Below are 24040 nucleotides of genomic sequence, written 5' to 3' on the forward strand. Positions count from 1 at the left end.
CCGGATGAATAAATCGCACCTCTGGCCGGATACGCTGTTTACCCGGATGTTTCTCATCATCGCCGGGCTACTGCTACTGAGTCAGCTTGCGGTGTACTGGTTTTTCAACATCTATCAGGCCAACCCGCAGGCCGAGCGTCTGGCGCAGAACTGGGCGCAAATTCTGACCCTGAGTGAAACCCTCACCCCAGCCCAGCGTCAGGAGACGGAGTCCGTGCTGCTGCACCAAGGCCTCCGCATCGTTCCTGCCGGTGCGGTGCGCGGCCACAATCCCCGTCTGCCGGTACTGGCCAACGCCCTGCAACTGCTGCACCACATGGGCTGGCCGCAGGCACAACTACGCGTGGACGGCCAACGCCGGATGCTCTGGTTGCAAACCCGGCCCGATGCAACCCTGGCGCTGGCCATGCCCATGCTCCATCCACCGGGGCTGCCGTTGCCCTGGTTCAAGCTGGCGGCGATTTTGCTGCTCTCCTGGCTGGGGGCGTATCTGGCGGTACGCCAGGTCACCCGGCCCCTCACCCGGCTCATGCAAGGGGTGGCACGTTTGCGCGGCGGCGATACCCCGGCGGATCTGCCCGAGGCGGGTCCGGCCGATCTGCGGCGCCTGGCCGAACGCTTCAACCAGACCCTGCGCGATTTGCATCGTCTCTGGAAAGAGCGGGAGATGGTGCTGGTGGGGGTCTCGCATGATCTGCGCACACCGCTCACCCGGATGCGCCTGAGCGCCGAATTCCTGCCGGCCGAGGAGGAGGCCCGCAGCGAAATCATCGCGAACATTCAGGAGATGGACAAGGTCATCCACCAGTTTCTCGATTACGCGCGTAGCGGCGAACAGGAAGCGCTGGTGGCGACCGACCTGGGTCTCTGGCTGAAGGCGTTCATTCTACGCCAACCGGCTGGCGTGGTGTGGCACCCCCCTGCAATCGCGCTGCCGAAAATACCCATACAGGAAGTGGGCCTGGCCCGTGCCCTGCAGAACCTCGTCGACAATGCACAGTCTCATGGTGGCGCTCCCATAGAGGTCAGCGCCGAACCCGCCGCAGACGGCGTGCTGATCCGCGTCCGCGATCACGGGCCGGGCATTGCGGAGGCGGAGCTGGAAGCGGTGCGCGCCCCTTTTGCGCAAGCCGGTAAGGGCGGTGGGGTGGGGCTTGGACTGGCCATCGTCGAGCGGATCGTGGCCTATCACCATGGGCGCTTCGTTCTGGTCAACGCGCCCGGCGGTGGCCTGGAGGCGCGCATAGTCCTGCCTCCGGCGCCCTGAGGCCGGGCGCATCAGGGCTGTTTGGGCGCCGCCGGCGGGCAAAGTTTTCGGAGGTGCGCCACCTCGGAAGGGCTGAGATCGTGCCATGCGATATTGCCGCACCTGCCGCTGAGTGGGCCTTCCAGTGTGCCCTCCTGCGAAACCGCTCCGCCCACCGGAAAATTGGCCACGGATTGCGTCGATATGGCGGGTCCTACGGTCTGCGTCGCCCCCGTCGTCTGCACAGGCGCTCCGGTCTGCTGATTCTGCCACCAGAAGAACAGCACCACCGCGAGGATCAGCACCAACAACAGCACGACCAGCCAGCGCCAGCCATGCGTCTTTTCCGCTTCGTCCATGCATTGCACTCCCACGTGTCGGCTCCATGAAGACTTTAGCAAGAGCGGGGGAGGAATGCCAAAGGGCCGCCGCCCCGACCGGGAATACTGGCGAACGACACCCCCTTTTCGCTATAGTCGCGGGCAGGACAGGAGGTGTGGGCATGAGTGAAAAAATGTGGGGTGGGCGCTTCGCGGCGGGCACCGACCGTCTGGTCGAGGCCTTTACGGCATCCATCCAGGTGGACCGTCGTCTGTACGCGGAGGACATCCGTGGTTCCATGGCTCATGCCCGCATGCTGGGCCGGGTGGGCGTGCTGACGGAAGCGGAGGTGGAGGCCATCGTCACCGGGCTGGCGCAGGTGCGGCAGGAGATCGTCGAAGACCGGCTGCCTTTTGTGGATGCCCTGGAAGACATCCACATGCACGTCGAGTCGCGCCTCACCGAAATCATCGGCGACGTCGGCAAGAAGCTCCACACCGGCCGTTCCCGCAACGATCAGGTGGCCACCGACCTGCGCCTTTATACCCGCGGCGGCCTGGATGACCTCGTCCGGGGGCTGCAGCACCTGCAAAACGTCTTCATCGACCTCGCCGAGCGGGAGGTGGAGACCATCCTCCCGGGTCTGACCCACATGCAGGTGGCCCAACCGATCAGCTTTGGTCACCATTGTATGGCCTACGTGGAGATGTTCCACCGCGATACCCAGCGTCTGCTCGATGCACGACGGCGGGTGAACGTGCTGCCCCTGGGCGCGGCGGCGCTGGCGGGGACGACCTTTCCCATCGACCGCTGGGACGTGGCGCGTCAGCTCGGCTTTGAGGCCGTCGCCGAAAACAGCCTCGATGCCGTCTCCGACCGCGACTTTGTGATGGAAGTGTTATCGGATCTGGCCATCCTCGCCGTCCACCTCTCGCGGCTGTCGGAAGAGTTGATCCTGTGGATGTCGGCCCCCTTCGGCTTCATCGACCTGCCCGACGGCTTCTGTACCGGCTCCAGCATCATGCCACAAAAGAAAAACCCGGATGTCGCGGAAATCATTCGTGGCAAGAGTGGGCGGGTGATCGGCGATCTTGTCGCTATCCTCGTTCTCATGAAGGGCCAGCCCCTCGCCTACAACCGCGACAATCAGGAAGACAAGGAAACCCTTTTCGACGCCCTTGACCAGATGCGCGCCAGCGTGGAGATCATGGGCCGGATGCTGCCGGGCCTGCAGACCCGTCCCGACGTCATGCGCGCGCAGGCGGAACGCGGCTTTGCCACCGCCACCGATCTGGCCGATTATCTGGTGCGCAAGGGACTGCCTTTCCGTGATGCCCACGCCGTGGTGGGCCGTGCCGTGCGCCTGGCCCAGGAACGCCACATCGGCCTGGAGGCCCTGCCGCTGGCGGATTTGCAGGCGCTGTCACCGCTCATCGACGGGGAGGTCTATGCGGTGCTGGTGCTGGAAGGCTCCCTGGCGGCGCGGGATCACTTGGGCGGTACGGCACCCCGGCAGGTGCAGGCCGCCATCCAGCGCGCCCGAGAGCGCCTGCAGCGGGAGGCCCTGTGAATCGCATTCGCGCCCTCTTTCTCCTCCTGCTGCTAGGCCTCGCCCTGGGCGGTTGCGGCCGTAAAACGGCCCTGACCCTGCCGCCCGCCCACAGCGTTACCCCCGCCGCACCGGCGGCCCCCGGCCAGAACCCCGCATCCGCCGGGCCCACGGCGCCTGTTCAGAGCCCTGCCGCCCCATGAATACCTTCCACTACCGCGACCACGCCCTGTACGGCGAAGACCTCCCCTTGCAGGAAATAGCGGCGCATTACGGCACGCCCTGCTACGTCTATTCCGAAGCGGCGCTGCGTGAACGCTATCACTCCTTCAGCGCCGCCCTCGGTGACAACACCCGGGTCTGTTATGCGGTCAAGGCCAACAGCAATCTCGGTATCCTGCGGATTTTTGCGGAGATGGGCGCGGGCTTCGATATCGTCTCCGGCGGTGAGCTGGAGCGGGTGCTGCGGGCGGGCGGCGATGCCGGCACCATCGTTTTTTCCGGTGTCGGCAAATCCAGCGTCGAAATCCGCGCCGCCCTCGGTGCCGGTATCTTCTGCCTCAATGTCGAGTCCGCCGCCGAACTCTGGCGCATTGCGGACATTGCTGCCGACATGGGCAAACGTGCGCCCGTCGCCCTGCGGGTCAACCCCGACGTGGACCCCGGCACCCATCGCTACATCGCCACGGGGCTGAAAGAGAGCAAGTTCGGCATCCCCATGGATCAGGCCCGCCACCTCTACCTGCAAGCCGCGCAGCACCCGGCGCTGGAGCTGAAGGGTATTGCCTGCCATATCGGCTCCCAGTTGCTGGACCTGACGCCCCTGGGCGAGGCCGCAGGGCGGGTGCGCGCGCTGTATGACGAGCTGGCGGCCCATGGGATTGCCCTCCAGCATCTGGATCTGGGCGGCGGTGTGGGCATTCGCTACCACGACGAAATCCCGCCCAGCCCCGCCGACTACGCCTGGACGCTGGATCAGGCTTTGCAAGGCGTAGCGGTACGGCGGGTAGTGGAACTGGGCCGGGCGCTGGCGGGCAACGCCGGCGTGCTGCTGACCAAGGTGGAATACCTCAAGGACAACGGCGGCAAGCAGTTCTGCGTGGTGGATGCGGCCATGAATGACCTGTTGCGTCCCGCGCTGTACGGTGCCTGGCACGACATCCTGCCCCTGCACCAAAGTGTCGGAACAGGACCAGCCATGGATGTCGTCGGCCCGGTCTGTGAAAGTGGCGACTTCCTCGCCAGAGATCGTCCGCTAGCGGCCAAAGCCGGTGACCTGCTCGCCGTCATGAGCGCCGGGGCCTACGGTTTCGCCATGAGCAGCAACTACAACAGCCGCCCCCGTCCTCCTGAAGTGCTCATCAGCGGCCACCAGCACCGCCTCATTCGCCGCCGCGAGACCCTCGCCGATCAGTTGTCGCTGGAAGAAAACCCGCCCTCCAGGAAGTCTCCCTTATAAGGATCGCCAGTCAACGGATCCGTCGCCACCACCGACTATCTGCTATTCTTAGGCGGTAATGGGATATTTCTGTGGGCTTGGCCGTATCAGAGACCATCGCAGCACCCGGCCAATCGCCCGCACACCTGTGAGGAGGCCACCATGGCAGAGATGAAGGTATTTAGCACCGGCATCGATCCCGACGACTGGATCGCCAGACGTTTCACCCAAACCGGCGACGGGCGCACCCCGCCCATCTTCTGGCAGCATCTGCCAACCGACACCAAGAGCCTGATCCTGCTCATGGAACATCGTGAGGCGGAACCGGGGCGCAAGGTCCAGTGGCTGATCTACGACCTGCCGCCCGCTGCGGAAGGCATCCACGAAGATGGCCCGTTGCCCGATGGCGCCAGGCTGGGGCGCAATGACTTCGGGACCATGGCCTACCGCCCGCCGGAGGCAGGTGCCGACCATCAGCTTCAACACTACGACTTTATCCTGATAGCGACCGACCTGCCCACCCTCGGGCTCGCCGAAGGCGCCAACTGGGAATCGGTGAAGGGAAGGCTGCGCAAGGGAGGTCAGGACAGCGACCAACTCGGACCACCCCCCGCCGCGGACCCCCGCGCCCGTGAATTCCATCCGCTCGGTCACATCCTTGACCATGCGGAGTTTTCTGGGCATTTCGCGCTGGATACGGACAAGCACGTTTGAACGATTTTGCTCCGCCCACTACGGGGAAACGATGGGAAGCATACTGGTTCTGGGGCTGGGCAATGTCCTGCAAGGAGACGATGGGGTGGGTGTGCACATCGTCCGCTGGCTCGCCGGACAGGCACCCATGACCGGCGTCACGATCCTGGATGGGGGCACGATCGGCGCGTCGCTGCTGGTTGAACTGGAGGGAGTGGATGCTTTGCTGGTGGCGGATGCCGTGGAATCGGGACGAGAGGCGGGGCAAGTAACCCTCTTCCAGGGAGAAGCGATGGACCGGCTCCTGACCCGTCCCAGGGCCGGCAGCGTTCACGAAGCGGGTCTGGCCGAATTGCTGGACATGGCGCGTCTGCTGGGTTGTCTTCCGGCCCGACGGGCCTTGCTCGGCATTCAGCCCCAGACCATCGCCTGGGGCGACGCCCTGAGTCCGCCGCTGGCCCGGTCCCTGCCCGAAGCAGGGTATCGCGCGCGAGCGCTCCTGGAGGAATGGCGACGTGAAGATGCTTGATATCATTCCCATCCATCCTGCCCCCAGCCCCGCCGCCAACGCGCCGGCCTTGCTGCAGGAGATCGCCGCGGCCCTGGACGTCTTGCTCCTCTCGGGGCGGCGGCACTGCATCGACCTTGGCTCCTTGCCCCTTTCCCCCGCCGACCGGGATCTGCTCAGAGAGACCTTGGGGACGGGAGAGATCCGCATGGAACTGGAAGCCTTGGGAAACTCCCGCATCGAGGAAACCGGGGTGCCGGGTGTGTGGTGGGTGCGCCATTCCAGCGAGGACGGGATCCTGCTGACGGAGTCGCTGGAGGTATGCCACGTGCCGGAGATCGTTCCGGCCGATACCACAGACATCGCCATTGGGCTGCGACGGTTGCGGCAACGCATCGCCGTTCCCGAATCAGGAGGACACTGATGGACGAGACCATCCTCGACGCATTCCGGCAAAACGGCCTGAGCCGCCGCGCCTTCCTGAAGTTCTGCGCCGCCACCGCCTCCCTGCTGACCCTGCCCCCTGCCGCCGCCGCGGCCATGGCGGAAAAGCTGGCGGGCACTCTCCGCCCCACGGTGATCTACCTCTCCTATCAGGAATGCACCGGCTGTCTGGAATCCATGACCCGCTCCTTCTCGCCCACCATCGAGCACCTCATGTTCAACAACATCTCCCTGGCCTTCAACGACACCCTTCAGGCCGCCGCCGGGGAGGCCGCCGAGGCGGCCCGGAAGGAGGCCATGCGCAAGGCCTGGGGCAAGTACATCCTCATCGTGGACGGGGCCGTGCCCATGGGAGCGGGCGGCGCCTACTGCGTGGCCGCGGGCCAAAGCGCCGTCGACGACCTGCGCCATGCCGCCCAGGGGGCGGCGGCCATCATCGCCGTGGGGACTTGCGCCGCCTTCGGCGGCGTGCCCTACGCGGCGCCCAATCCAACCGGCGCGGTGCCGGTTTCCGAGGTCATCCGCGACCGCCCCATCATCAACGTCTCTGGCTGTCCGCCCATTCCCGAGGTCATGACCGGGGTCGTCGTCTATTACCTGAGCTTCGGGATGCCCGCCCTGGACCGCCAGGGGCGGCCGTTGACGTTTTACGGCAACAGCATCCACGACCGCTGTTACCGTCGGCCTTTCTATGATGAAGGTCGTTTCGCCCACACCTTCGACGACGAGGGGGCGCGCAACGGCTGGTGCCTCTATGAGCTGGGCTGCAAAGGGCCGGTGACCTACAACGCCTGCGCCACCCTGAAATGGAACCAGGGGACCAGCTTTCCCATCCAGTCCGGCCACGGCTGCCTGGGCTGCTCCGAGCCGGACTTTTGGGACAAGGGCGGATTTTACCGGCCTCTGCCCGCAGCCACCGGCCACTGGCCGCGCGGAGAGGTTTTGGGCGGTGCGGCGCTAGGGGGAGCGGTGGTCGGGGTGGGAGCGGCGGCGCTCGCCCGCTCCCGTCAGCACGCGGTCGCGAAAAGCGCCAAAGAGGCAAGCAGCCCGCCCCCAAGGGAGGATTCCCATGAGCACTGAGACAGACCTGCTGGATTTCGCTCGCGGCCCCGCCCTGGAGGCGGCGCTGATCATCCTGGTCTTCGGCATGTTCTGGCGGCTCGTCGGGGTACTGGCCCTGCGCCGGACCCGCGATCTTTCGGAACCCCGGGTGCGCCATGCCTGGCTGGGGGGCGTCAGGACCATTTTCACCCGCATGTGGCCGCGCCGGGAGTTCCGGCCCCGCATCCTGCACTGGGAGATGGTGAGCTATGTCTTCCACGTCGGCTTGGCGGTGGTGATCCTGGGGCTGCTGCCCCACATCCTTCTCATCCGCGACATCACGGGTCTGTCCTGGCCGGGTTTGCCGACGGGGGTGATTACCTTCGCCGCAGGTGTCGCCCTGGTCAGCCTCCTCGCCCTCCTCGCCCATCGCGCCACCCACCCGGTGCTGCGCCGGATCTCCAATTTCGATGACTATTTCAGTTGGCTGCTGGTCTTTACGCCGCTGCTCACGGGACTCATGGCCTATTACCATCTGGGTGGTCGTTACGAAGACCTGCTGGCCCTGCACATGCTGAGCGCGGAACTCCTGCTGGCGTGGTTGCCCTTCAGCAAGCTCGCCCATACGGTGCTCTTTGCCTTCTCCCGCGGCGTCACCGGAACGATCTACAGCCGCCGGGGGGCACGGACATGACCGACACGGATACACAGTTCCCCCTGGAGTTGAACCAGCCTCGTCTGAGCATCCAGAAACCCGAACCACGTTACGACAAGCAGGGCGAGATGGCCGACGCCGAGCGGCTCGACCGGGCCATGCGCGGCTTCGTCAAGGACTTCGGCGCCACCGCTGCCCTCTACATGGAGTCCTGCGTACATTGCGGCCAGTGCGCCGAGGTTTGTCAGTACTATGTGCAGACCGGCGACCCCAGGTACACTCCCATCTGGAAGCTGGAGCCCTTCAAACAGGCCTACAAACGGGAAACTGGGCCTTTTGCGCCCTTTTTTCGCCTCTTCAACCTCAAGCGCCGCGTCACCGTGCAGGAACTGGAAGACTGGCAGGATCTGATTTACGACAGTTGCACCCAATGCGGGCGCTGCACCATGGTCTGCCCCATGGGCATCGATATCGCCAGCCTCGTGGGTCTGGCCCGGCATGGCATGGCCGCCGCCGGGCTGGTGCCCCATGAACTCTGGGCGACGGTGGAGCGTGCCAATCGGGAAGGCAGCCCCCTCGGAGCTACCCCGGCGGTCCTCAAGGACCGCATCGCCTGGCTGGAGGACGAGCACGGCGTCGAGATCCCCCTGGATCGGGAACGGGCCGACGTCCTGATGACCATCTCCTCCATCGAGGTCATGAAATATCCCCAGTCCATCGTCGCCCTGGCCAGGATCATGAAGCGGATGGGCGCCTCCTGGACCTTTCGCAGCGATGGTTACGAGGCCACCAATTTCAGCATGTTCGCCGGCGACCAGCAGGGTCAGCGGGAAGCGAGCCTCAAGCTCATCGAAGCCGCCATCGCGGTGGGCGCCAAGACCCTCATTCTGCCGGAATGCGGCCATGCCTATCAGGCCCTGCGCTGGCAGGGCGCCAACCTCTACGGCAAGCCTCTGCCCTTCCGGGTGGTGCAGGTCGCCGAGTACCTGGCCGAAGGGATCCGCCAGGGCAAGCTGCAGTTGCAACCGGTGCAGAATTCGGCGACCTTCCACGATCCCTGCCAGATCGTGCGCCGCGGCGGCGTCAGCGAGGCGCCGCGGGAGGTGCTGCGCGCCTTGGGGATGGAGTTGCGGGAGATGGACGCGCACGGCGCCTACAACTGGTGCTGCGGGGGCGGCGGCGGGGTGGTGACCATCCACCGGGCCGACCCCCTGCGCTACAAGACCTACCAGATCAAAATGCAGCAGGTGGAGGATACGGGGGCGGAGATGCTGGTATCGACCTGTTCCAACTGCCGCCAGACCTTCGACGACGGCCAGGCCCATTTCCATTGGGACAAGACGGCCCAGAGTCTGCTGGAACTGGTGGCCGACCATCTCGTTACGGAGCAGGAGTGATTCATGGCCAAGCAAACCGTCGTCGTCGATCCCGTCACCCGCATCGAGGGACACCTGCGCATCGAGGCCGAGGTCAAGGATGGCCTCATCACCGGCGCTTCCAGCTCCGGGACCATGGTGCGCGGCCTGGAAATCATCCTCCAGGGCCGCGATCCGCGCGACGCCTGGGCCTTCGCCCAGCGCATCTGCGGGGTCTGCACCCTGGTGCACGGCATCGCCTCGGTGCGGGCGGTGGAGGACGCGCTCCATTACCCCATCCCGCAAAACGCCCAGTTGATCCGCAACCTCATGATCGCCGCCCAGTTCGTCCACGATCATGTGATGCATTTCTATCAACTGCACGCCCTGGACTGGGTGGATGTACTCTCCGCCCTCCAGGCGGATCCCGCCAAAACGGCCGCGCTGGCCCAATCCCTGAGCGATTACCCGCGCTCCTCGCCGGGCTACTTCGCCGAGGTGAAGGACAAGTTCACCCGTTTCGCGGCCTCCGGACAGCTCGGCATCTTCGCCAACGGCTACTGGGGCAACCCCGCCTACAAGCTCCCGCCCGAGGCCAACCTCATGGCGCTGGCCCATTACCTGGACGCCCTGGCCTGGCAGCGGGAGGTGGCCAAGCTCCATGCCGTCTTCGGCGGCAAGAATCCCCATCCCAACTTCGTGGTGGGTGGCGCCCCCACGGCCATCAGCGTGTCGCCGGCGGCATTGCACGACGGCGCGGCGGCGGGGGTCGGGGCCACCGCCGTCAACATGACGGGCCTGGAGATCGTGCAAAACGTCATCCGCGAGATCCGCAGCTTCGTGGATCAGGTCTACCTGCCCGACACCCTCGCCATCGCCGGCTTTTACAAGGACTGGTTCCGCAAGGGGGAAGGGGTGGGCAACTTCCTGACCTACGGCGAGTTTCCCTCCATGGGCATCAACGACCTGGACGGCCTCATGATCCCCCGCGGCATCATCCTCAACCGGGATCTCTCCACCGTCCATCCTCTGGAACTGAGTGCCCCGGACCAGATCCAGGAGTTCGTGGCCCATTCCTGGTATTCCTATACCGTGGGCAAGGACCAGGGACTCCATCCCTTTGCGGGACAAACCCACCTGGACTATACGGGACCAAAACCGCCCTACGCGCATCTGGACAGCGAGGCCAGCTATTCCTGGATCAAGTCGCCGCGCTGGAAGGGCAAGGTGATGGAGGTGGGTCCCCTGGCCCGGATGCTGGTCCTCTATGCCAGCGGCAACCAGGAGGCCCGTACCCTGGTGGACAGCAGCCTGCGCAAACTGGGCCTGCCCGTCGAGGCACTCTTCTCCACCATGGGGCGGACCGCCGCCCGCACCCTGGAGAGCAAGATCATCGCCGACGCCATGCAGGGCTGGTACGACCAGCTCATGGCCAATATCCGCGCCGGTGAACTCGAAACCTTCAACCCGGCCCTCTGGGAACCCTCCACCTGGCCCGCCGAGGCGCGCGGGGTGGGTTTCATGGAGGCACCCCGTGGTGCCCTGGCCCATTGGGTGGTCATCAAGGACGGTCTCATCGACAACTACCAGGCGGTGGTACCCAGCACCTGGAATGCCGGCCCGCGGGATGCCGCCGGGCAGGACGGCCCCTACGAGGCGGCGCTCAAAGGCACCGAACTCCCTGACCCCGCCCAGCCCCTGGAGATCCTCCGTACCATCCACAGCTTCGATCCCTGCATCGCCTGCGCCGTCCATCTGGTGGACCCGACAGGGGAGGAACTGTTGCAGGTCAAGGTATGCTGAAGAACAGACGGAACGGAAACCTCTGATGTCTCCGGTGAGGCCTCCCGCCCCCGAAGGCCCGTGCCGGTATGCATGAACTCTCCTTGTGCGAAGGTATTCTCCAGATCCTGGAGGAACAATCCCGGACCCAGGGCTTTATCCAGGTACATAGGGTTTGCCTGGAGATCGGCGCCCTGGCCAGCGTGGAACCGGAGGCATTGCGCTTCCATTTCGATGTGGTCACGCAGGGCACCCTGGCCGAAGGATCCCATCTCGAGATCGTGACGGTGCCTGCCCAGGCGTGGTGTCTTCCCTGCGGCGAAAAGGTCTCCGTCGGGCAATATTTCGATGCCTGCCCCCAATGCGGCAGTCGTCAGCTTCAGGTCATCGCGGGAGAGGAGTTGCGTATCCAGCAATTGGAGGTGGAATGATGTGTACCACATGTGGTTGCGGCGGTAGCGAGGTGAAGATCGAGGGGCACGATCATGACGAGGGTAACAGGCGGCATAGGCATGGAGACGAATCCCAGCCGGCCCACGTTCATGCCCCTGGCATGGACGGACGGCGCATGGTGCGGATCGAGCAGGACATTCTGGCCAAGAATCAGCGCCACGCTGACGCCAACCGCCGCCATCTGGCCGAGCGGGGTATCTTTGCGCTGAACCTGGTCTCCAGCCCCGGATCGGGCAAGACCACGCTGCTGGTGCGCACCGTCGAGGCCCTGCAGCACCGGCTGCCGGTGGCGGTGATCGAAGGGGATCAGCAGACAGCGCGGGATGCCGAGCGCATCCGTGCCACCGGAGTGACCGCATTGCAGATCAACACCGGCAAGGGTTGCCACCTGGACGCCCACATGGTGGGACATGCACTGGAACAGTTACAGCCCGCCGTCGGCGGGGCGCTTTTCATCGAAAACGTCGGGAACCTGGTCTGCCCGGCGGCGTTTGATCTGGGGGAAGGCCACAAGGTGGTGGTGCTGTCGGTAACCGAAGGGGAGGACAAGCCCCTCAAATATCCGGATATGTTCCATGCCGCCGACCTCATGCTCCTCAACAAGGTCGACCTGCTCCCCTATCTGGAATTCGATGTGGACGTCTGCATCGACTATGCCCGACGGATCAACCCCAAACTCTCGGTCCTGCAGGTTTCCGCCATCCGCGGCGACGGCATGACCGCATGGCTGGACTGGATCGAAAGGGGCGCCGGGCTGGCATCGGCCGCCATACGGTAATAAGGAGCAAGATCATGTGCCTGGCGGTCCCCGTGCGGGTTGAACGATTGCTGGACAACGAGATGGCGGTGGTCGGGATAGGCGGCCTGCGCAAGGAGATCTCCCTGGCCCTGGTGGACGGCGTCCGGGAGGGCGATTACGTCATCCTCCACGTGGGCTATGCTTTGACCCGGCTGGACCCGGAAGAGGCCGAACGGACCCTGGCCCTTTTCGCGGAACTGGCCGCCCGGCTGGACGGCAGGGAAGGAACCGAGCGGTGAAATATGTCGACGAGTTCCGTGACGCCACCTTGGGCCGCGGTCTGGCGCGCGCCATCGCCGCCGAGGTATCTTCCCACCGGGACTATCATCTGATGGAGTTTTGCGGGGGCCACACCCATGCCATAGCCCGCCATGGCATCCCAGACCTCCTGCCGGCCAATGTCCACCTGATCCACGGACCCGGGTGCCCGGTCTGCGTCCTGCCCATCGGCCGCATCGACAGCGCCATCGCCCTGGCGCTGGATCATGGCGTCATCCTCTGCACCTACGGCGATGTGCTGCGCGTCCCGGCATCGGAACGCCGGAGCCTGCTCCAGGCTCGCGCCGCCGGAGCCGATGTCCGCATGGTCTATTCCAGCCTGGATGCCCTGCGCATCGCGCGGGAAAATCCGGATCGGGAGGTGGTCTTCTTCGCCATCGGGTTCGAGACGACCACCCCGCCCACCGCCGCGGTCCTCCGCCAGGCCAAAGCCACGGAGGTCAAAAACTTCACGGCATTCTGCAACCACGTGCTGACCCCTGCCGCCATCCGCGGCATCCTGGATTCGACCGCGCCAGAGGGCACGCGGCTGGACGGCATCATCGGGCCGTCCCATGTCAGCACCGTGATCGGCAGCCGACCCTATGAGTTTGTCGCGGAGGAGTATCATCGGCCGGTGGTGATCGCGGGCTTCGAGCCTCTGGATGTGATGCAGTCCATCCTCATGCTGATCCGCCAGATCAATGCCGGACAGGCGGAAGTGGAGAACGAATTCACCCGCGCCGTGCGTCGCGACGGCAACCCCAAGGCCCAGTCGCTGATAGCCGAGATCCTGGAACCGCGGCCCGCCTTCGAGTGGCGTGGCCTCGGCAGCATCCCCCGCAGCGCACTGCGCATCAACGCCGCCTACGGCGACTTCGACACCGAGCGCCGTTTTTCCATCCCTTACCGGGCGGTGGCCGACCATAAGGGCTGCGAGTGTGGCGCCATTCTGCGCGGCACCAAGGAGCCCCGAGACTGCCGACTCTTCGGCACCGCCTGCACGCCCGAAAACCCTGTGGGTTCCTGCATGGTCTCCTCGGAGGGTGCCTGCGCCGCCCACTACACCTATGGTCGCCATCGGGATTAGAGGACGTTGGCTCCCTGAGAATCCGCCGGCAAAGAGGATGCGGTCTCGCAACAGGGTGCAAGCAGTCGATCTTTCCCGGCAATTCGGGCATTATTCAGGTGACCTGCTGTATCACGCGCTGCCCCGCAAACGTCAGGTATCATGCTGATCAGCCGGGCGACCTCCGAATGCATAAGGAATGATGGACGCATGAAACTCTTGCTTACCGGCGCCAACGGCTTCGTCGGCCAGTATGTGCAGGCGGCCCTGCCCGGCGTGCCGTTGCCCGATGGACTGGATCTGCGCGACCGCGCAGCCCTGACTGCCGCGGTGGCCGCCATTCAGCCGGAAGCCGTCCTGCATCTGGCGGCCCAGAGCTTCGTGCCCGCCGCCTTCGAGAACCCCCATGAGACTTTTGATATCAATTTCACGGGCACCCTGAATCTGCTGGAGGCGCTGCAGTCCTCCGGATTTATGGGGCGCATGCTCTTTGTCGGCTCGGGCGATACCTATGGACAGGTCTCGGAGGCCGATCTGCCGGTGCGCGAGGATCATCCCCTGCGTCCCCGCAACCCCTATGCCGTGAGCAAGGTGGCCGCCGAGGCGCTCTGCTACCAGTGGAGCCAGACTTCCGGCTTCGAGATCGTCATGGTGCGGCCCTTCAACCATATCGGCCCCGGCCAGAGCCCGCGCTTCGCCATCGCCGACTTCGCCCGGCAGGTGATGGAGATCCGCATGGGTCGCCGCGCACCGGTCCTGCAGGTGGGCGATATCGACGTCACCCGTGATTTTACGGATGTGCGCGACGTGGTACGCGCCTACACCCTCTTGCTGGAAAAGGGTCAGAACGGCGGCATCTATAATGTCTGCTCCGGACGGGAATACCGTATCCGCGACCTGCTCCGGCAATTGCTCACCCTTGCCGGTGTCGAAGCCACCATCGAGCGGGACCCGGCCCGCCTGCGTCCGGCTGAGCAGCGACGCATGGTTGCGAGCTTTGATGCTTTACATCGGGACACCGGCTGGCAACCGGCGATTCCCATGGAAGAGAGCCTTCAGGATTTACTCAACGACTGGGAGAAATCACCGCAATGACGAAGCACGCCCTCATCACCGGCATCACCGGCCAGGACGGCGCCTATCTGGCGCAATGGTTGCTGGAAAAAGACTATACGGTCTATGGCCTCATCGCCCGCCGCGGCACCGATACCACCGGCCGGTTGCACGAACTGGGCATCGCCGATCAGGTGCGCCTGCTGGACGGCGACCTCATCGATCTGTCCTCCATGATCCGCGCCATGGAAAAGTCCCAGGCGACGGAAGTCTATAACCTGGGCGCCCAGAGCTTTGTGGCCACCTCCTGGGATCAACCGATTCTGACCGCAGAAGTCACCGGCACCTCTGTGGTCAAGATGCTGGAGGCCATCCGCATCGTCAACCCCCAGGCGCGTTTCTATCAGGCATCCACCAGCGAGATGTTCGGGCAGATTCAGGAACCGCTCCAGTCCGAACGCACGCCCTTTCATCCCCGCAGCCCCTATGGCGTCGCCAAGCTCTACGGCCACTGGATCACCGTCAACTACCGCGAGAGCTTCGGCCTGCATGCCTCCAGCGGCATCCTCTTCAACCACGAATCCCCCCTGCGCGGCACCGAGTTCGTCACCCGCAAGATCACCCTGGCGCTGGCGCGCATCCGTCAGGGCGTACAGGACGTGCTGGAGCTGGGCAATCTCGACAGCAAACGCGACTGGGGTTATGCGGGCGACTATGTGCGCGCCATGTGGCTGATGCTGCAGCAGGAGCAGCCCGATGATTATGTCATCGCTACCGGCGAGACCTGGACGGTGCGCACCTTTGTCGAGAAGGCCGCCGCCCATGCGGGATTCGATCTGGAGTGGCGGGGCGAGGCGGAAAAGACCCAGGGCGTCGATCGCCGGAGCGGCAAGGTCATCGTCCGCGTCAACCCGGCCTTCTACCGCCCCGCCGAGGTGGACATCCTCATCGGTGATCCCGGCAAGGCCCAGCAGAAGCTGGGCTGGAAGCGCGAAGTCGGCTTCGATGCCCTGGTGCGGATGATGGCCGAAGCCGACCTGCGGCGCGTGGCGGGAGAAGTTGTGGAATGAATCCGCTGATCCCCGTCATCCTCTCCGGCGGCGCCGGCACGCGGCTCTGGCCCCTGTCGCGCCAGAGCCATCCCAAACCCTTCCTGCAATTGCCCGATGGCGAGACGCTGCTGCAAAAGACCCTGCAGCGGGCGCTGGCCCTGCCGGGAGTGACCCGTTTCCTCACCGTGACCAACCGGGAGTATTACTTCCAGACCCGGGACGTCTATGCGCAGGTGCCTGGAGCGGCGGAGCGGGAGGCATTTTTCCTGCTGGAGCCGGTGGGCCGCAACACGGCGCCGGCCATCGCCGCCGCCGCCCTGCAGGCGGAAGCCCTGGTCGGGCCGGAAGCCACCCTGCTGGTGCTCCCCGCCGATCATCTGGTCCAGGATCAGGCCGCCTTTGCCACCGCCGTCGCCCGGGCGCAGCGTCTGGCCGAAGAAGGCTATCTGGTGACCTTCGGTGTCCCCCCCGTCTGGCCGGAGACCGGTTATGGTTACATCGAAGGTGGGGAAGCCCTGACCCGGAGCGGCGAGATGCTGGGTTTTGCCGTGCGCCGCTTTGTCGAAAAACCCGATGCGGCTACCGCTGCGGCTTTTCTGGCCCAGGGGGATTATACCTGGAACAGCGGCATGTTCTGCTTCCGCGCGGATGCGTTTTTATCCGCCCTTGCGCGCCATCAGCCACAGGTCAGCGAGGATACCCGCGCCGCCTGGACCGAGGGGCGCAGCGAGACGGATTTCCGTGAACTGACGCCGGCATTCGCGCAAGTGACGGATATCTCGGTGGATTATGCCGTCATGGAGCACGCCGATCGGGTAGCGGTAGTGCCGGGCGATTTCGGCTGGAGCGACATCGGCTCATGGACGTCTTTCGGCGCCCTGATCCCCGAGGATAGCAGCGGTAACCGGGTGCTGGGGGAAAGTGTGCTGGAGGATGCGCAACACTGCATCGTCCATAGCGCGGACCGCCTGACCGCCCTGCTGGGCGTGGAGGATCTGATCGTGGTGGATACACCCGACGCGCTCCTCGTCGCCCGCAAGGACCGCGATCAGGATGTGAAGCGGATCGTCGCCGAGCTCCGGCACCGCGGTCACGACGCCGGCAATCTGCACCGCACCGTCCACCGACCCTGGGGTACCTACACGGTGCTGGAGGAGGGCTCCCGCTTCAAGATCAAGCGCATTCTGGTCAAACCGGGTGCGGCGCTCTCTTTGCAGATGCATCACCACCGCAGTGAACACTGGATCGTGGTCTCGGGCACCGCCAAGATCGTCAACGGCGGCGTGGATCACCTGGTTCAGACCAACGAGTCCACCTATATCCCCGCCGGCACCCCCCATCGTCTGCTCAACCCCGGCGTCATCGATCTGGTCATGATCGAGGTGCAGAGCGGCGAGTATCTGGGCGAGGACGATATCGTGCGCTTCGACGACCGCTACGGACGGGCACCTTGAGTTGGTGATGGCCCGGCGCACGTCAGGGGCGTCACGGAAAGGTCTCACTCGCCGATAAAGGCAGCCCGGCGGCATCCTTGGTGGCCAGCAGGGGTGGCTTACCATCCACCAGGGGCCAGTCGATGGCGATATCCGGGTCGTTCCAGATCACGCAGCGCTCCGCTTCCGGGGCATAAAACTCCGTGGTTTTGTAGAGAAAGTCCGCCGACTCGCTGAGCACGTAAAAGCCGTGGGCGAAACCAGGAGGTACCCAGAGCATCTGCTGATTTTCGGCGGAGAGTGTGGCGCCAGCCCATCGTCCGAAGTGTGGCGAGGAGCGGCGTAGATCCACCGCCACGTCGAAAACCGCACCGCTCACGACACGTACCAGTTTGCCCTGGGGCTGATGAATCTGATAGTGCAGCCCGCGCAGGACGCCCTGCTGGGAGCGGCTGTGGTTGTCCTGCACGAAGTCGAGGTCCAGCCCGGCCGCAGCGAAGGCGCGTCGATTCCAGCTTTCCATGAAAAATCCCCGGACGTCACCGAAAACCTTGGGGGCGATGAGGAGAACCTCGGGGATGCTGAGGGCTTCGACTTTCAAGGCCGACACCCTTCGCTGAGAACCCGCAGCAGATAGTCGCCGTAGCCGCTTTTCTGCAACGGAGCGGCGAGGCGGCTGAGGGCTTCGCCATCGATGTAGCCCATGCGGTAGGCGATTTCTTCGGGACAGGCGACTTTGAGTCCCTGGCGTTCTTCCAAGGTGCGGATGAACTGGCCGGCGTTGAGCAGATCCGCGTGGGTGCCCGTGTCGAGCCAGGCCGTACCGCGACCGAGCACCTCCACCTGTAGACGTTTTTCCTGCAGGTAGAGGCGGTTGAGGTCGGTGATCTCCAGTTCGCCGCGCGCCGAGGGCTGGATTTCCCGGGCCATCCGACTGCCACTTCCGTCATAGAAATACAGCCCGGTTACCGCGTAGCACGAGCGCGGAACGTCCGGTTTTTCTTCGAGACCGACGGCCTGGTGGTCGGCATCGAACTCGACGACGCCATAGGCACGCGGATTGGCGACATGGTAGGCGAAGATGGTGGCGCCGGTATCGCGGGCGTTGGCGGCCTGTAGCGTTTCACTGAGTTCGTGACCGTAGAAGACATTGTCGCCGAGCACCAGCGCGGAGGGGCTCCCCGCCAGGAAATCCTCGGCAATCAGCAAAGCCTGGGCCAGCCCTTCCGGGCGTGCCTGCTCCGCATACGCGAAAGACAGGCCCCATTGGCTTCCATCTCCCAGCAACTGCCGAAAACGCGGCAAATCGTCGGGAGTGGAGATGACGAGCATCTCCCGGATGCCCGCCAGCATGAGAGTTGCCAGGGGATAGTAGATGAGGGGCTTGTCATAGACCGGCATGAGCTGCTTGCTGACGGTCTGGGTCAGCGGATAGAGTCGGGTACCGGAACCGCCGGCGAGGATGATCCCTTTACGATGCATTGCGGGCCTCAGGTAGGTTGAAATGGTCCACGGGCGGAAATTTTATGGTCATTACCCTGTCGATATCGCGGTGATTGTATGTGTCCTGGGGTGCCGGGGCAAGACATCGTGGGGCGCCGTGCGACGATGGCTTGAGCGATGGCACCCCGACGGCATAAGCTAGTCCCTCCGTTCGACCGGCCTGGCAGGGGATTTTCATGAATAGACAAAGTGGCCTGCCCACAGCAAACGTCCCCCCCGTGCCTGTTGCCGACAGGCAACGCGGCCACGCCCTGGGCGCCGCCATGCTGGGGATGCTGCTCGACGGCTACGACCTCAGCATCATGGCGGTGGTGCTCCTCCCCCTGCACAGCGCCTGGCATCTGCACGCGACCGAGACCGGCCCGCTCATGGCCATGGCGTTACTCGGGTCTTTGCTGGGAGGCCTGGCGGGCGGCGTCTTCACCGACCGGTTCGGTCGCCGCAGGCTGCTGTTCCCAAATATATTCCTCTACGTCATCGGGGCCCTGGTCAGCGCCCTCAGCCCGGATGTCCCCGTGCTTTTTCTGGGCCGCTTTCTGACCGGGCTGGCGATTGGCCTCGACTATCCGCTGGTGGCCACCATCGTTGCGGAATACAGCCAGTCCACCAATCGGGGAAACCGTTTCGCCCGGGTAAATCTGGCCTGGTATGTCGGCGCTCTGCTGTCCACCGGCATCGGCTGGGCCCTGTTGTTTACTGGCGACGACTCCTGGCGCTGGATGCTGGGGAGTGCAGTGGTCCCCGCATGTGCCCTGCTCTGGTTGCGGCGCGGCCTGCCGGAGTCGCCGCGCTGGCTGGCGCGCAACGGGCATGTCGATGCGGCCCGCGCGGCCTTGGCCCGGCTGTCCCCAGAGAGCACACCCGCCGAACTCGGCGCACAGTTGGCGACTTTTCAGGGGCATCGCCAGTCGTGGCGGGTGCTGCTGCGTAAAGTCTGGTTGCGTCGGCTGCTGCTCAGCATCTTCCCCTGGTTCTGTCTGGATGTGGTGGGCCTGGGCATTGGCCTGTATTTTCCCCTGGTGTTGCGCAGCAACGGCCTCGCCAGCAGTAACGGAGCTGCCGCCGCCATCAACGCCGTCTTTCTGGTGATCTCCGCTCTGGGCATCCTCTATATTCTCTCCCGCCTCGACCGCTGGGGCCGGATCCCCCTGCAAAGCGCCGGGTTCGGCATGATGTCTCTCGGCCTGGCGCTGTTCGCGCTGTGCTCCTGGAATGGCTGGATTGCCGGGATTTATGGCGGTGCTGCGGTCTATTCCCTGGGGGTGGGCATCGGTCCGGGAGTGACGGTTTTCGCGCTGGCCGTGGAAATTTTTCCGACGGAGTTGCGTGCGAGCGCGGCGGGGCTGGCGACGGGACTTTCCCGCCTGGGAGCCTTCGTTTCGGCGCTCTTATTTCCGATTTTCGAGAAAAGCTGGGGCATACCGCTGGTGCTGTTGGTCATGGCCCTGGTGTCTCTGCTGGGAATGTTCACCACCCTCATCTACGGGGTGGAATCGCGGCAGAAAAGCCTGGAAGATTTGGAACGCGTGGATGCGCCGGTGGCAACGCCCTGAGCACGCCGGTTGCTTATTCGAAGCTCCAGGTGCGCACGATACGCAGCGGCGTGGGTGGGGATTGCCAGATGGCGGGCAGAGGTGGAAAGGGGGCCGCCTGCCGGATGATCGTATCGACGGCATGTACCAGCGCGGCATTCCGCAGTCCTTGCTGCATCTCGATCGCCAGCAGCCGCCCGTCGGGGGCGATGGTGACGGCGACGACGACGCGACCCTGAGGTACGGCGGGATGACTTCCCCCAAGGAGACGTTTCTGGGCCAGAGCCATGATCCGGCCTTCCCAGTCCTTCAGATAGGCATTCAGTGCGATTGCCCGCGCTGCCGCCGGTGCCGTTGCCGGTGCATGCTCCCGGCTGATGGGAAGATCACCGTCCGGGCGGCGCGGCGCGGGCCTCGCGGGGGAGGTCATTCGGGGATGGAGCAGGTTCGGCATCAGGGAAATTTCCACCAGCGAGTTGACGGGCGTTTTTGGCGGCAGAGACATCTCCAGCCCGCCCAGCAGCAACAGCCAGACCAGCATGTTGATGGCCACGGAGAGCAAGACCCAGGGGAACAGGGTATCAAGGTCTTCCGGCCGCAAACGCAGGACGCGCGTCATACCGGCAGGTGCGGCGGCGCCAAACCAACGTATCCGGAACAGAACGTCCGATAGCGGCGCGAAGAATCCTATGGCTTCATCCCAACCAATCGGCCGCAGCGAGGGCATAATAGGTGATGATGGCATCGGCCCCGGCCCTTTTGATGCCGAGCAGGGATTCCAGGACACTGCTCTGCAGATCCAGCCAGCCGGCCCGGGCGGCGGCCTGCAGCATGCTGTATTCACCGGACACCTGATACGCCAGCACCGGCAGGTCGCAGCGCTCGCGAAGGTCACGGATGACATCCAGATACGCCATGGCGGGCTTCACCATCACCATGTCGCAGCCCTCCTGGATGTCCAGCGCCATTTCGCGAAAGGCCTCACGCCGGTTGGCGGGGTCCATCTGATAGCCTTTGCGGTCCCCGAACTGGGGCGCGCTGTCGGCCGCATCGCGGAAAGGACCATAAAAAGCGCTGGCGTATTTGACCGCATAGGACAGAATGCCGACCTGCGGATGCCGCGCTGCGTCCAACGCCTCGCGGATCGCCATCACCATGCCGTCCACCATGCCCGAAGGGGCGACGACGTCCACCCCCGCTTCCGCATAAGAAATGGCCTGCCGCTGCAGGTTTTCCAGGGTGGCGTAATCGTCCCGGTCACCGCCCGCATCCAGCACACCGCAATGGCCGTGGGCGGTGTATTCGCAAAAGCATGCGTCGGCAATGATCAGCAATTGCGGATATCCGCTGCGGATGGCGCGAATCGCCCGTTGCACCAGCCCCTCCGCGTCCCAGGAGACGGAGCCGGTGGCGTCCTTGCAGTGCTCCTCCAGGACGCCAAACAGCAGCACCCCGGAGACACCCCGCGCCACCGCCTCCGCACAGAGTTGCAGCGCGGAGTCGATGCTGTGGCGGAAAACGCCGGGCATGGAAGAGATTTCCGTGCGGACGCCTTCGCCTTCCACCAGAAAAACCGGGAGGATGAAATCGGTGGCGCGCAGATGGTGTTCACGCAACATCCGGCGCATGGCCGGATGGCGACGCAGGCGTCGTGGCTCGTGGCCGGACGACGGATTGAACGGGTTCATGTGAGAACAGTCCTTGAGCAGTTGGAATACGAACACAAATTGTGGCGAGACGACGGGTTGAGCAGGTTCATGTGTGAGGCGCCAGGCCTTGCGCCCATACCGTCAGCGCCGCCAGCATGCCAGCCGTACTGGCTTCCGGGGCGATCCAGGGGGTGGGCAGACCGACCGCGGTGACGGCCTCGGCGGTGAGGGGGCTGATGGCGATGATGGGCGTGTTTTTCAACCAGCGTTGTCCCAGTCCCCCCACCATCTGATAGAAATTATTGAAGATCTCCGGGCTGGTCACGGTGACCGCATCCAGCTCGCCGCGCGCCCAGGCATGCAGCAACGGCGTCGGGTTGGTGCCGGGCAACCGGCGCCGGTAGCAGAGCACCTCGTCGGTGACGGCTCCCCGCTCATCCAGGGTCTTCTCCAGCAGCTCCCGGCCCTGATCACCGGCAAACAGCGCGATGCGCTGCCCACGCACGTCCAGCAGTTCGGGACTTTCCAGCAAACCCTCGGAGCTGAAACGCCGGGGGACCAGGTCGACCTGCAGACCAAACTCACCCAACGCCTTGGCGGTCTCCCGTCCCACCGCCGCAATGCGCGGCCCCACCGGCCAGGACAGGTTGCGGCTCTGCAGGCGACTGAGGGCGAAGGCGACCGCATTACGGCTGGAAAAAATCACCCAGTCATACGTCACAAGCCGATGCAAGGCGTCATCCAGGGATTGCCAGTTCTCCGGCGCCTCGATCTCTACGGCGGGAAACAGTATGGGGCGCGCGCCTTGCGCCTCCAACAGGGTCAGCATCTCGCCGGTCTGCGCGCGCGGCCGGGTAACCACGATGCCCTTGCCGCGCAGTATGGTGCTGTTCATGCGTTCCGGACGTCCTCGATAATCTCTGCCGCCCCTTGCGCGACCAAGGCCGCAGCGACGGCCATGCCCAGGGCGACGGGGTCGCTGCCCTTCGCCTCGGCATGCAGTACCCGGCGCCCATCCGGGGTGGCGACCAGCCCGCGCAGGAGCATCTGCGGCCCCTGCCATCGGGCGAGCGCCGCCACCGGGAGCCGGCAGTCCCCGCCCAGCACCTGATTCATGCTGCGCTCCGCCAGCACGCAGTTCTGGGTATCGGCGTCGGCCAGGGGGGCCAGCAGTTCCCGGGTCCGCCGATCGTCGCTGCGCGCCTCGATGCCTATGGCCCCTTGCCCCACCGCCGGCAGAGAGCGGTCGATATCCAGCAGATGGGTGATGCGATCGGGCAAACCAAGGCGTTTTAGGCCCGCAGCGGCGAGAATGATCGCGTCATAATGCCCCTCGTCCAGCCTACGCAGGCGCGTAGCGACATTGCCGCGCAGGTCCTCGACCCGCAAATGAGGGTAGCGCTCCAGTAATTGCGCCCGCCGCCGCAGGCTGGAGCTTCCCACCCGTGCGCCCTCCGGCAGGGCATCGGGATGCAGAAAGGTATTGCTGACGAAAGCATCCCGGACATCCTCCCGGGCCATGATGGCGACGATTTCCAGACCATCCGGCTGTAGCGCCGGCACATCCTTCATGGAGTGCACGGCGACATCCACCCGCCGCTGCTGCAGGGCATCTTCGATTTCCTTGACGAAGAGGCCCTTACCCCCCAGCGCATGCAGAGGTGCATCCAGAAGAACGTCGCCGCTGGTGGTCATGGTGATGATCTCGACCGCCATCCCTGGGTGAAGCCGCAACAGGGCGGCGCGGACGTGCTCTGCCTGCCAGACGGCCAGCGGGCTGGCACGGGTACCAATGCGAAGGGAGTGCGGCATATCGGCTCGGCGGCTCTGATGATGATCAGGAGAAGAATGAATCATTCACCTTAACAGCGCGGTTTTTTCTGTCAAGGGCGAAACGGGGGTCACCACCACCCTCGCGCGCAGTGTCTGCGCCATCTTGGGACCAACAACCGCGGCGAGGGAGGCGGGGCCGGGAAAGGGGCCATGCGCCTCCCGGAAAGCGACGATCGCGGCGGCCCGTTTTTCGCCAATGCCCGGCAGACAGCGCAACTGGGCCGCATCGGCGTGATTGATGTCGACGGGAACCGGGCAGCCTGTCCCGGCCGCCTGTGCCCAAGCGCCAGCGGCCATCATGCACAAGGACGGCAAGCCCAGCCACAACCCCTTCCGGGCCGCTTTCCTCCGTCGCAACGGTACCCCCCTCCCTC

At 64.9% G+C, this 24040-nt stretch carries 27 protein-coding genes; 19 read left to right on the forward strand and 8 right to left on the reverse strand.

All coding sequences use genetic code 11. The features are described from left to right. The first annotated feature begins 4 nt into the window (after positions 1–4). Positions 5–1267 carry an ATP-binding protein gene (locus tag AFE_RS15005; protein WP_009567373.1) on the forward strand — a complete coding sequence of 421 codons (1263 nt, stop codon included), beginning with the start codon at positions 5–7 and terminating at the stop codon, positions 1265–1267. Positions 1268–1278: 11 nt separating this feature from the next. On the opposite strand, the gene AFE_RS15010 is transcribed toward AFE_RS15005, so the two are convergent. Then, entirely contained in the window at positions 1279–1605 is a 327-nt protein-coding gene (locus AFE_RS15010) for a hypothetical protein (protein WP_012537689.1), read from the reverse strand. Between the two features lie 143 nt (positions 1606–1748). Between AFE_RS15010 and argH the strand changes: the two genes are divergently transcribed. From argH to AFE_RS15095, 17 genes are all read left to right on the forward strand, one after another. Beyond that, on the forward strand, positions 1749–3137 hold the full coding sequence (gene argH, locus AFE_RS15015) for an argininosuccinate lyase (RefSeq protein WP_012537690.1): 1389 nt from the start codon (positions 1749–1751) through the stop codon (positions 3135–3137). Then, the gene (gene lptM / locus AFE_RS15020) at positions 3134–3319 is read left to right on the forward strand and encodes an LPS translocon maturation chaperone LptM (RefSeq protein WP_009560874.1); all 186 of its coding nucleotides are present in this window, start codon (positions 3134–3136) and stop codon (positions 3317–3319) included. Before argH ends, lptM begins: the two co-directional genes overlap by 4 nt. After that, positions 3316–4575, forward strand: a complete 1260-nt coding sequence (gene lysA / locus AFE_RS15025) for a diaminopimelate decarboxylase (RefSeq protein WP_009560875.1) — start codon at positions 3316–3318, stop codon at positions 4573–4575. The genes lptM and lysA overlap by 4 nt, the downstream gene beginning before the upstream one ends. Before the next feature lie 141 nt (positions 4576–4716). Continuing rightward, positions 4717–5268, forward strand: a complete 552-nt coding sequence (locus tag AFE_RS15030; protein ID WP_009560876.1) for a YbhB/YbcL family Raf kinase inhibitor-like protein — start codon at positions 4717–4719, stop codon at positions 5266–5268. A gap of 31 nt (positions 5269–5299) precedes the next feature. Further along, positions 5300–5776 carry a HyaD/HybD family hydrogenase maturation endopeptidase gene (locus tag AFE_RS15035; RefSeq protein WP_009560877.1) on the forward strand — a complete coding sequence of 159 codons (477 nt, stop codon included), beginning with the start codon at positions 5300–5302 and terminating at the stop codon, positions 5774–5776. Then, positions 5769–6179 carry a hydrogenase expression/formation protein gene (locus tag AFE_RS15040; protein ID WP_012607667.1) on the forward strand — a complete coding sequence of 137 codons (411 nt, stop codon included), beginning with the start codon at positions 5769–5771 and terminating at the stop codon, positions 6177–6179. Before AFE_RS15035 ends, AFE_RS15040 begins: the two co-directional genes overlap by 8 nt. Continuing rightward, positions 6179–7279: a hydrogenase small subunit gene (locus AFE_RS15045; RefSeq protein ID WP_009560879.1), complete on the forward strand. Its 1101-nt coding sequence runs from the start codon at positions 6179–6181 to the stop codon at positions 7277–7279. The genes AFE_RS15040 and AFE_RS15045 overlap by 1 nt, the downstream gene beginning before the upstream one ends. Continuing rightward, a complete protein-coding gene (locus tag AFE_RS15050; RefSeq protein ID WP_012537692.1) occupies positions 7269–7934 on the forward strand; it encodes a hypothetical protein in 666 nt (221 codons plus the stop codon). Before AFE_RS15045 ends, AFE_RS15050 begins: the two co-directional genes overlap by 11 nt. After that, positions 7931–9292: a (Fe-S)-binding protein gene (locus AFE_RS15055; protein ID WP_012537693.1), complete on the forward strand. Its 1362-nt coding sequence runs from the start codon at positions 7931–7933 to the stop codon at positions 9290–9292. Before AFE_RS15050 ends, AFE_RS15055 begins: the two co-directional genes overlap by 4 nt. 3 nt (positions 9293–9295) lie before the next feature. After that, positions 9296–11053: a nickel-dependent hydrogenase large subunit gene (locus tag AFE_RS15060; protein WP_012537694.1), complete on the forward strand. Its 1758-nt coding sequence runs from the start codon at positions 9296–9298 to the stop codon at positions 11051–11053. A 68-nt stretch (positions 11054–11121) separates the two neighbouring features. Continuing rightward, a complete protein-coding gene (gene hypA, locus AFE_RS15065; RefSeq protein WP_012537695.1) occupies positions 11122–11463 on the forward strand; it encodes a hydrogenase maturation nickel metallochaperone HypA in 342 nt (113 codons plus the stop codon). Next, positions 11460–12263: a hydrogenase nickel incorporation protein HypB gene (gene hypB / locus AFE_RS15070; protein WP_012537696.1), complete on the forward strand. Its 804-nt coding sequence runs from the start codon at positions 11460–11462 to the stop codon at positions 12261–12263. The genes hypA and hypB overlap by 4 nt, the downstream gene beginning before the upstream one ends. Positions 12264–12277: 14 nt before the next feature. Continuing rightward, positions 12278–12523, forward strand: coding sequence for a HypC/HybG/HupF family hydrogenase formation chaperone (locus AFE_RS15075; protein ID WP_012537697.1), 246 nt, complete (start codon positions 12278–12280; stop codon positions 12521–12523). Continuing rightward, on the forward strand, positions 12520–13632 hold the full coding sequence (hypD, locus tag AFE_RS15080; protein WP_009569804.1) for a hydrogenase formation protein HypD: 1113 nt from the start codon (positions 12520–12522) through the stop codon (positions 13630–13632). The genes AFE_RS15075 and hypD overlap by 4 nt, the downstream gene beginning before the upstream one ends. Before the next feature lie 189 nt (positions 13633–13821). Continuing rightward, a complete protein-coding gene (locus tag AFE_RS15085; RefSeq protein WP_012537698.1) occupies positions 13822–14706 on the forward strand; it encodes a GDP-mannose 4,6-dehydratase in 885 nt (294 codons plus the stop codon). Continuing rightward, on the forward strand, positions 14703–15734 hold the full coding sequence (gene gmd / locus AFE_RS15090) for a GDP-mannose 4,6-dehydratase (RefSeq protein WP_012537699.1): 1032 nt from the start codon (positions 14703–14705) through the stop codon (positions 15732–15734). Before AFE_RS15085 ends, gmd begins: the two co-directional genes overlap by 4 nt. Further along, complete coding sequence (locus tag AFE_RS15095) at positions 15731–17170, forward strand: mannose-1-phosphate guanylyltransferase/mannose-6-phosphate isomerase (protein WP_012537700.1); 1440 nt, start codon at positions 15731–15733, stop codon at positions 17168–17170. Before gmd ends, AFE_RS15095 begins: the two co-directional genes overlap by 4 nt. A gap of 31 nt (positions 17171–17201) precedes the next feature. On the opposite strand, the gene rfbC is transcribed toward AFE_RS15095, so the two are convergent. Continuing rightward, positions 17202–17750 (reverse strand): dTDP-4-dehydrorhamnose 3,5-epimerase, encoded by a 549-nt coding sequence (gene rfbC, locus AFE_RS15100; protein WP_009566950.1) that lies wholly within the window; start codon positions 17748–17750, stop codon positions 17202–17204. Next, the gene (rfbA, locus tag AFE_RS15105) at positions 17747–18631 is read right to left on the reverse strand and encodes a glucose-1-phosphate thymidylyltransferase RfbA (RefSeq protein WP_009566949.1); all 885 of its coding nucleotides are present in this window, start codon (positions 18629–18631) and stop codon (positions 17747–17749) included. Before rfbA ends, rfbC begins: the two co-directional genes overlap by 4 nt. A gap of 197 nt (positions 18632–18828) precedes the next feature. Here rfbA and AFE_RS15110 point away from each other — a divergent pair, with 197 nt between their 5' ends. Continuing rightward, positions 18829–20205: an MFS transporter gene (locus tag AFE_RS15110; RefSeq protein ID WP_012537701.1), complete on the forward strand. Its 1377-nt coding sequence runs from the start codon at positions 18829–18831 to the stop codon at positions 20203–20205. A 13-nt stretch (positions 20206–20218) separates the two neighbouring features. Here the strand turns inward: AFE_RS15110 and AFE_RS15115 are convergent, their stop codons facing one another. From AFE_RS15115 to AFE_RS15135, 5 genes are all read right to left on the reverse strand, one after another. Continuing rightward, entirely contained in the window at positions 20219–20911 is a 693-nt protein-coding gene (locus AFE_RS15115) for a TonB C-terminal domain-containing protein (RefSeq protein ID WP_012607668.1), read from the reverse strand. Next, positions 20880–21872 carry a porphobilinogen synthase gene (gene hemB, locus AFE_RS15120; RefSeq protein ID WP_009566477.1) on the reverse strand — a complete coding sequence of 331 codons (993 nt, stop codon included), beginning with the start codon at positions 21870–21872 and terminating at the stop codon, positions 20880–20882. Before hemB ends, AFE_RS15115 begins: the two co-directional genes overlap by 32 nt. Before the next feature lie 67 nt (positions 21873–21939). Beyond that, entirely contained in the window at positions 21940–22728 is a 789-nt protein-coding gene (locus AFE_RS15125) for a uroporphyrinogen-III synthase (RefSeq protein WP_012537703.1), read from the reverse strand. Then, on the reverse strand, positions 22725–23645 hold the full coding sequence (gene hemC / locus AFE_RS15130) for a hydroxymethylbilane synthase (RefSeq protein ID WP_012537704.1): 921 nt from the start codon (positions 23643–23645) through the stop codon (positions 22725–22727). Before hemC ends, AFE_RS15125 begins: the two co-directional genes overlap by 4 nt. 45 nt (positions 23646–23690) lie before the next feature. Then, the gene (locus tag AFE_RS15135; RefSeq protein ID WP_012537705.1) at positions 23691–24023 is read right to left on the reverse strand and encodes a ComEA family DNA-binding protein; all 333 of its coding nucleotides are present in this window, start codon (positions 24021–24023) and stop codon (positions 23691–23693) included. Positions 24024–24040 lie beyond the last annotated feature (17 nt).

The sequence above is a fragment of the Acidithiobacillus ferrooxidans ATCC 23270 genome (genome assembly GCF_000021485.1).
Lineage (GTDB): Bacteria > Pseudomonadota > Gammaproteobacteria > Acidithiobacillales > Acidithiobacillaceae > Acidithiobacillus > Acidithiobacillus ferrooxidans.

What these genes read in the sequence shown, in the direction of transcription:
- AFE_RS15005 (WP_009567373.1), top strand. Translation starts at nt 5, where the DNA reads ATGAATAAATCGCACCTCTGGCCGGATACGCTGTTTACCCGGATGTTT.
- AFE_RS15010 (WP_012537689.1), bottom strand. Translation starts at nt 1,605, where the DNA reads ATGGACGAAGCGGAAAAGACGCATGGCTGGCGCTGGCTGGTCGTGCTG.
- argH (WP_012537690.1), top strand. Translation starts at nt 1,749, where the DNA reads ATGAGTGAAAAAATGTGGGGTGGGCGCTTCGCGGCGGGCACCGACCGT.
- lysA (WP_009560875.1), top strand. Translation starts at nt 3,316, where the DNA reads ATGAATACCTTCCACTACCGCGACCACGCCCTGTACGGCGAAGACCTC.
- AFE_RS15030 (WP_009560876.1), top strand. Translation starts at nt 4,717, where the DNA reads ATGGCAGAGATGAAGGTATTTAGCACCGGCATCGATCCCGACGACTGG.
- AFE_RS15035 (WP_009560877.1), top strand. Translation starts at nt 5,300, where the DNA reads ATGGGAAGCATACTGGTTCTGGGGCTGGGCAATGTCCTGCAAGGAGAC.
- AFE_RS15040 (WP_012607667.1), top strand. Translation starts at nt 5,769, where the DNA reads ATGCTTGATATCATTCCCATCCATCCTGCCCCCAGCCCCGCCGCCAAC.
- AFE_RS15045 (WP_009560879.1), top strand. Translation starts at nt 6,179, where the DNA reads ATGGACGAGACCATCCTCGACGCATTCCGGCAAAACGGCCTGAGCCGC.
- AFE_RS15050 (WP_012537692.1), top strand. Translation starts at nt 7,269, where the DNA reads ATGAGCACTGAGACAGACCTGCTGGATTTCGCTCGCGGCCCCGCCCTG.
- AFE_RS15055 (WP_012537693.1), top strand. Translation starts at nt 7,931, where the DNA reads ATGACCGACACGGATACACAGTTCCCCCTGGAGTTGAACCAGCCTCGT.
- AFE_RS15060 (WP_012537694.1), top strand. Translation starts at nt 9,296, where the DNA reads ATGGCCAAGCAAACCGTCGTCGTCGATCCCGTCACCCGCATCGAGGGA.
- hypA (WP_012537695.1), top strand. Translation starts at nt 11,122, where the DNA reads ATGCATGAACTCTCCTTGTGCGAAGGTATTCTCCAGATCCTGGAGGAA.
- hypB (WP_012537696.1), top strand. Translation starts at nt 11,460, where the DNA reads ATGATGTGTACCACATGTGGTTGCGGCGGTAGCGAGGTGAAGATCGAG.
- AFE_RS15075 (WP_012537697.1), top strand. Translation starts at nt 12,278, where the DNA reads ATGTGCCTGGCGGTCCCCGTGCGGGTTGAACGATTGCTGGACAACGAG.
- AFE_RS15085 (WP_012537698.1), top strand. Translation starts at nt 13,822, where the DNA reads ATGAAACTCTTGCTTACCGGCGCCAACGGCTTCGTCGGCCAGTATGTG.
- gmd (WP_012537699.1), top strand. Translation starts at nt 14,703, where the DNA reads ATGACGAAGCACGCCCTCATCACCGGCATCACCGGCCAGGACGGCGCC.
- AFE_RS15095 (WP_012537700.1), top strand. Translation starts at nt 15,731, where the DNA reads ATGAATCCGCTGATCCCCGTCATCCTCTCCGGCGGCGCCGGCACGCGG.
- rfbA (WP_009566949.1), bottom strand. Translation starts at nt 18,631, where the DNA reads ATGCATCGTAAAGGGATCATCCTCGCCGGCGGTTCCGGTACCCGACTC.
- AFE_RS15110 (WP_012537701.1), top strand. Translation starts at nt 18,829, where the DNA reads ATGAATAGACAAAGTGGCCTGCCCACAGCAAACGTCCCCCCCGTGCCT.
- AFE_RS15115 (WP_012607668.1), bottom strand. Translation starts at nt 20,911, where the DNA reads ATGCCCTCGCTGCGGCCGATTGGTTGGGATGAAGCCATAGGATTCTTC.
- hemB (WP_009566477.1), bottom strand. Translation starts at nt 21,872, where the DNA reads ATGAACCCGTTCAATCCGTCGTCCGGCCACGAGCCACGACGCCTGCGT.
- AFE_RS15125 (WP_012537703.1), bottom strand. Translation starts at nt 22,728, where the DNA reads ATGAACAGCACCATACTGCGCGGCAAGGGCATCGTGGTTACCCGGCCG.
- hemC (WP_012537704.1), bottom strand. Translation starts at nt 23,645, where the DNA reads ATGCCGCACTCCCTTCGCATTGGTACCCGTGCCAGCCCGCTGGCCGTC.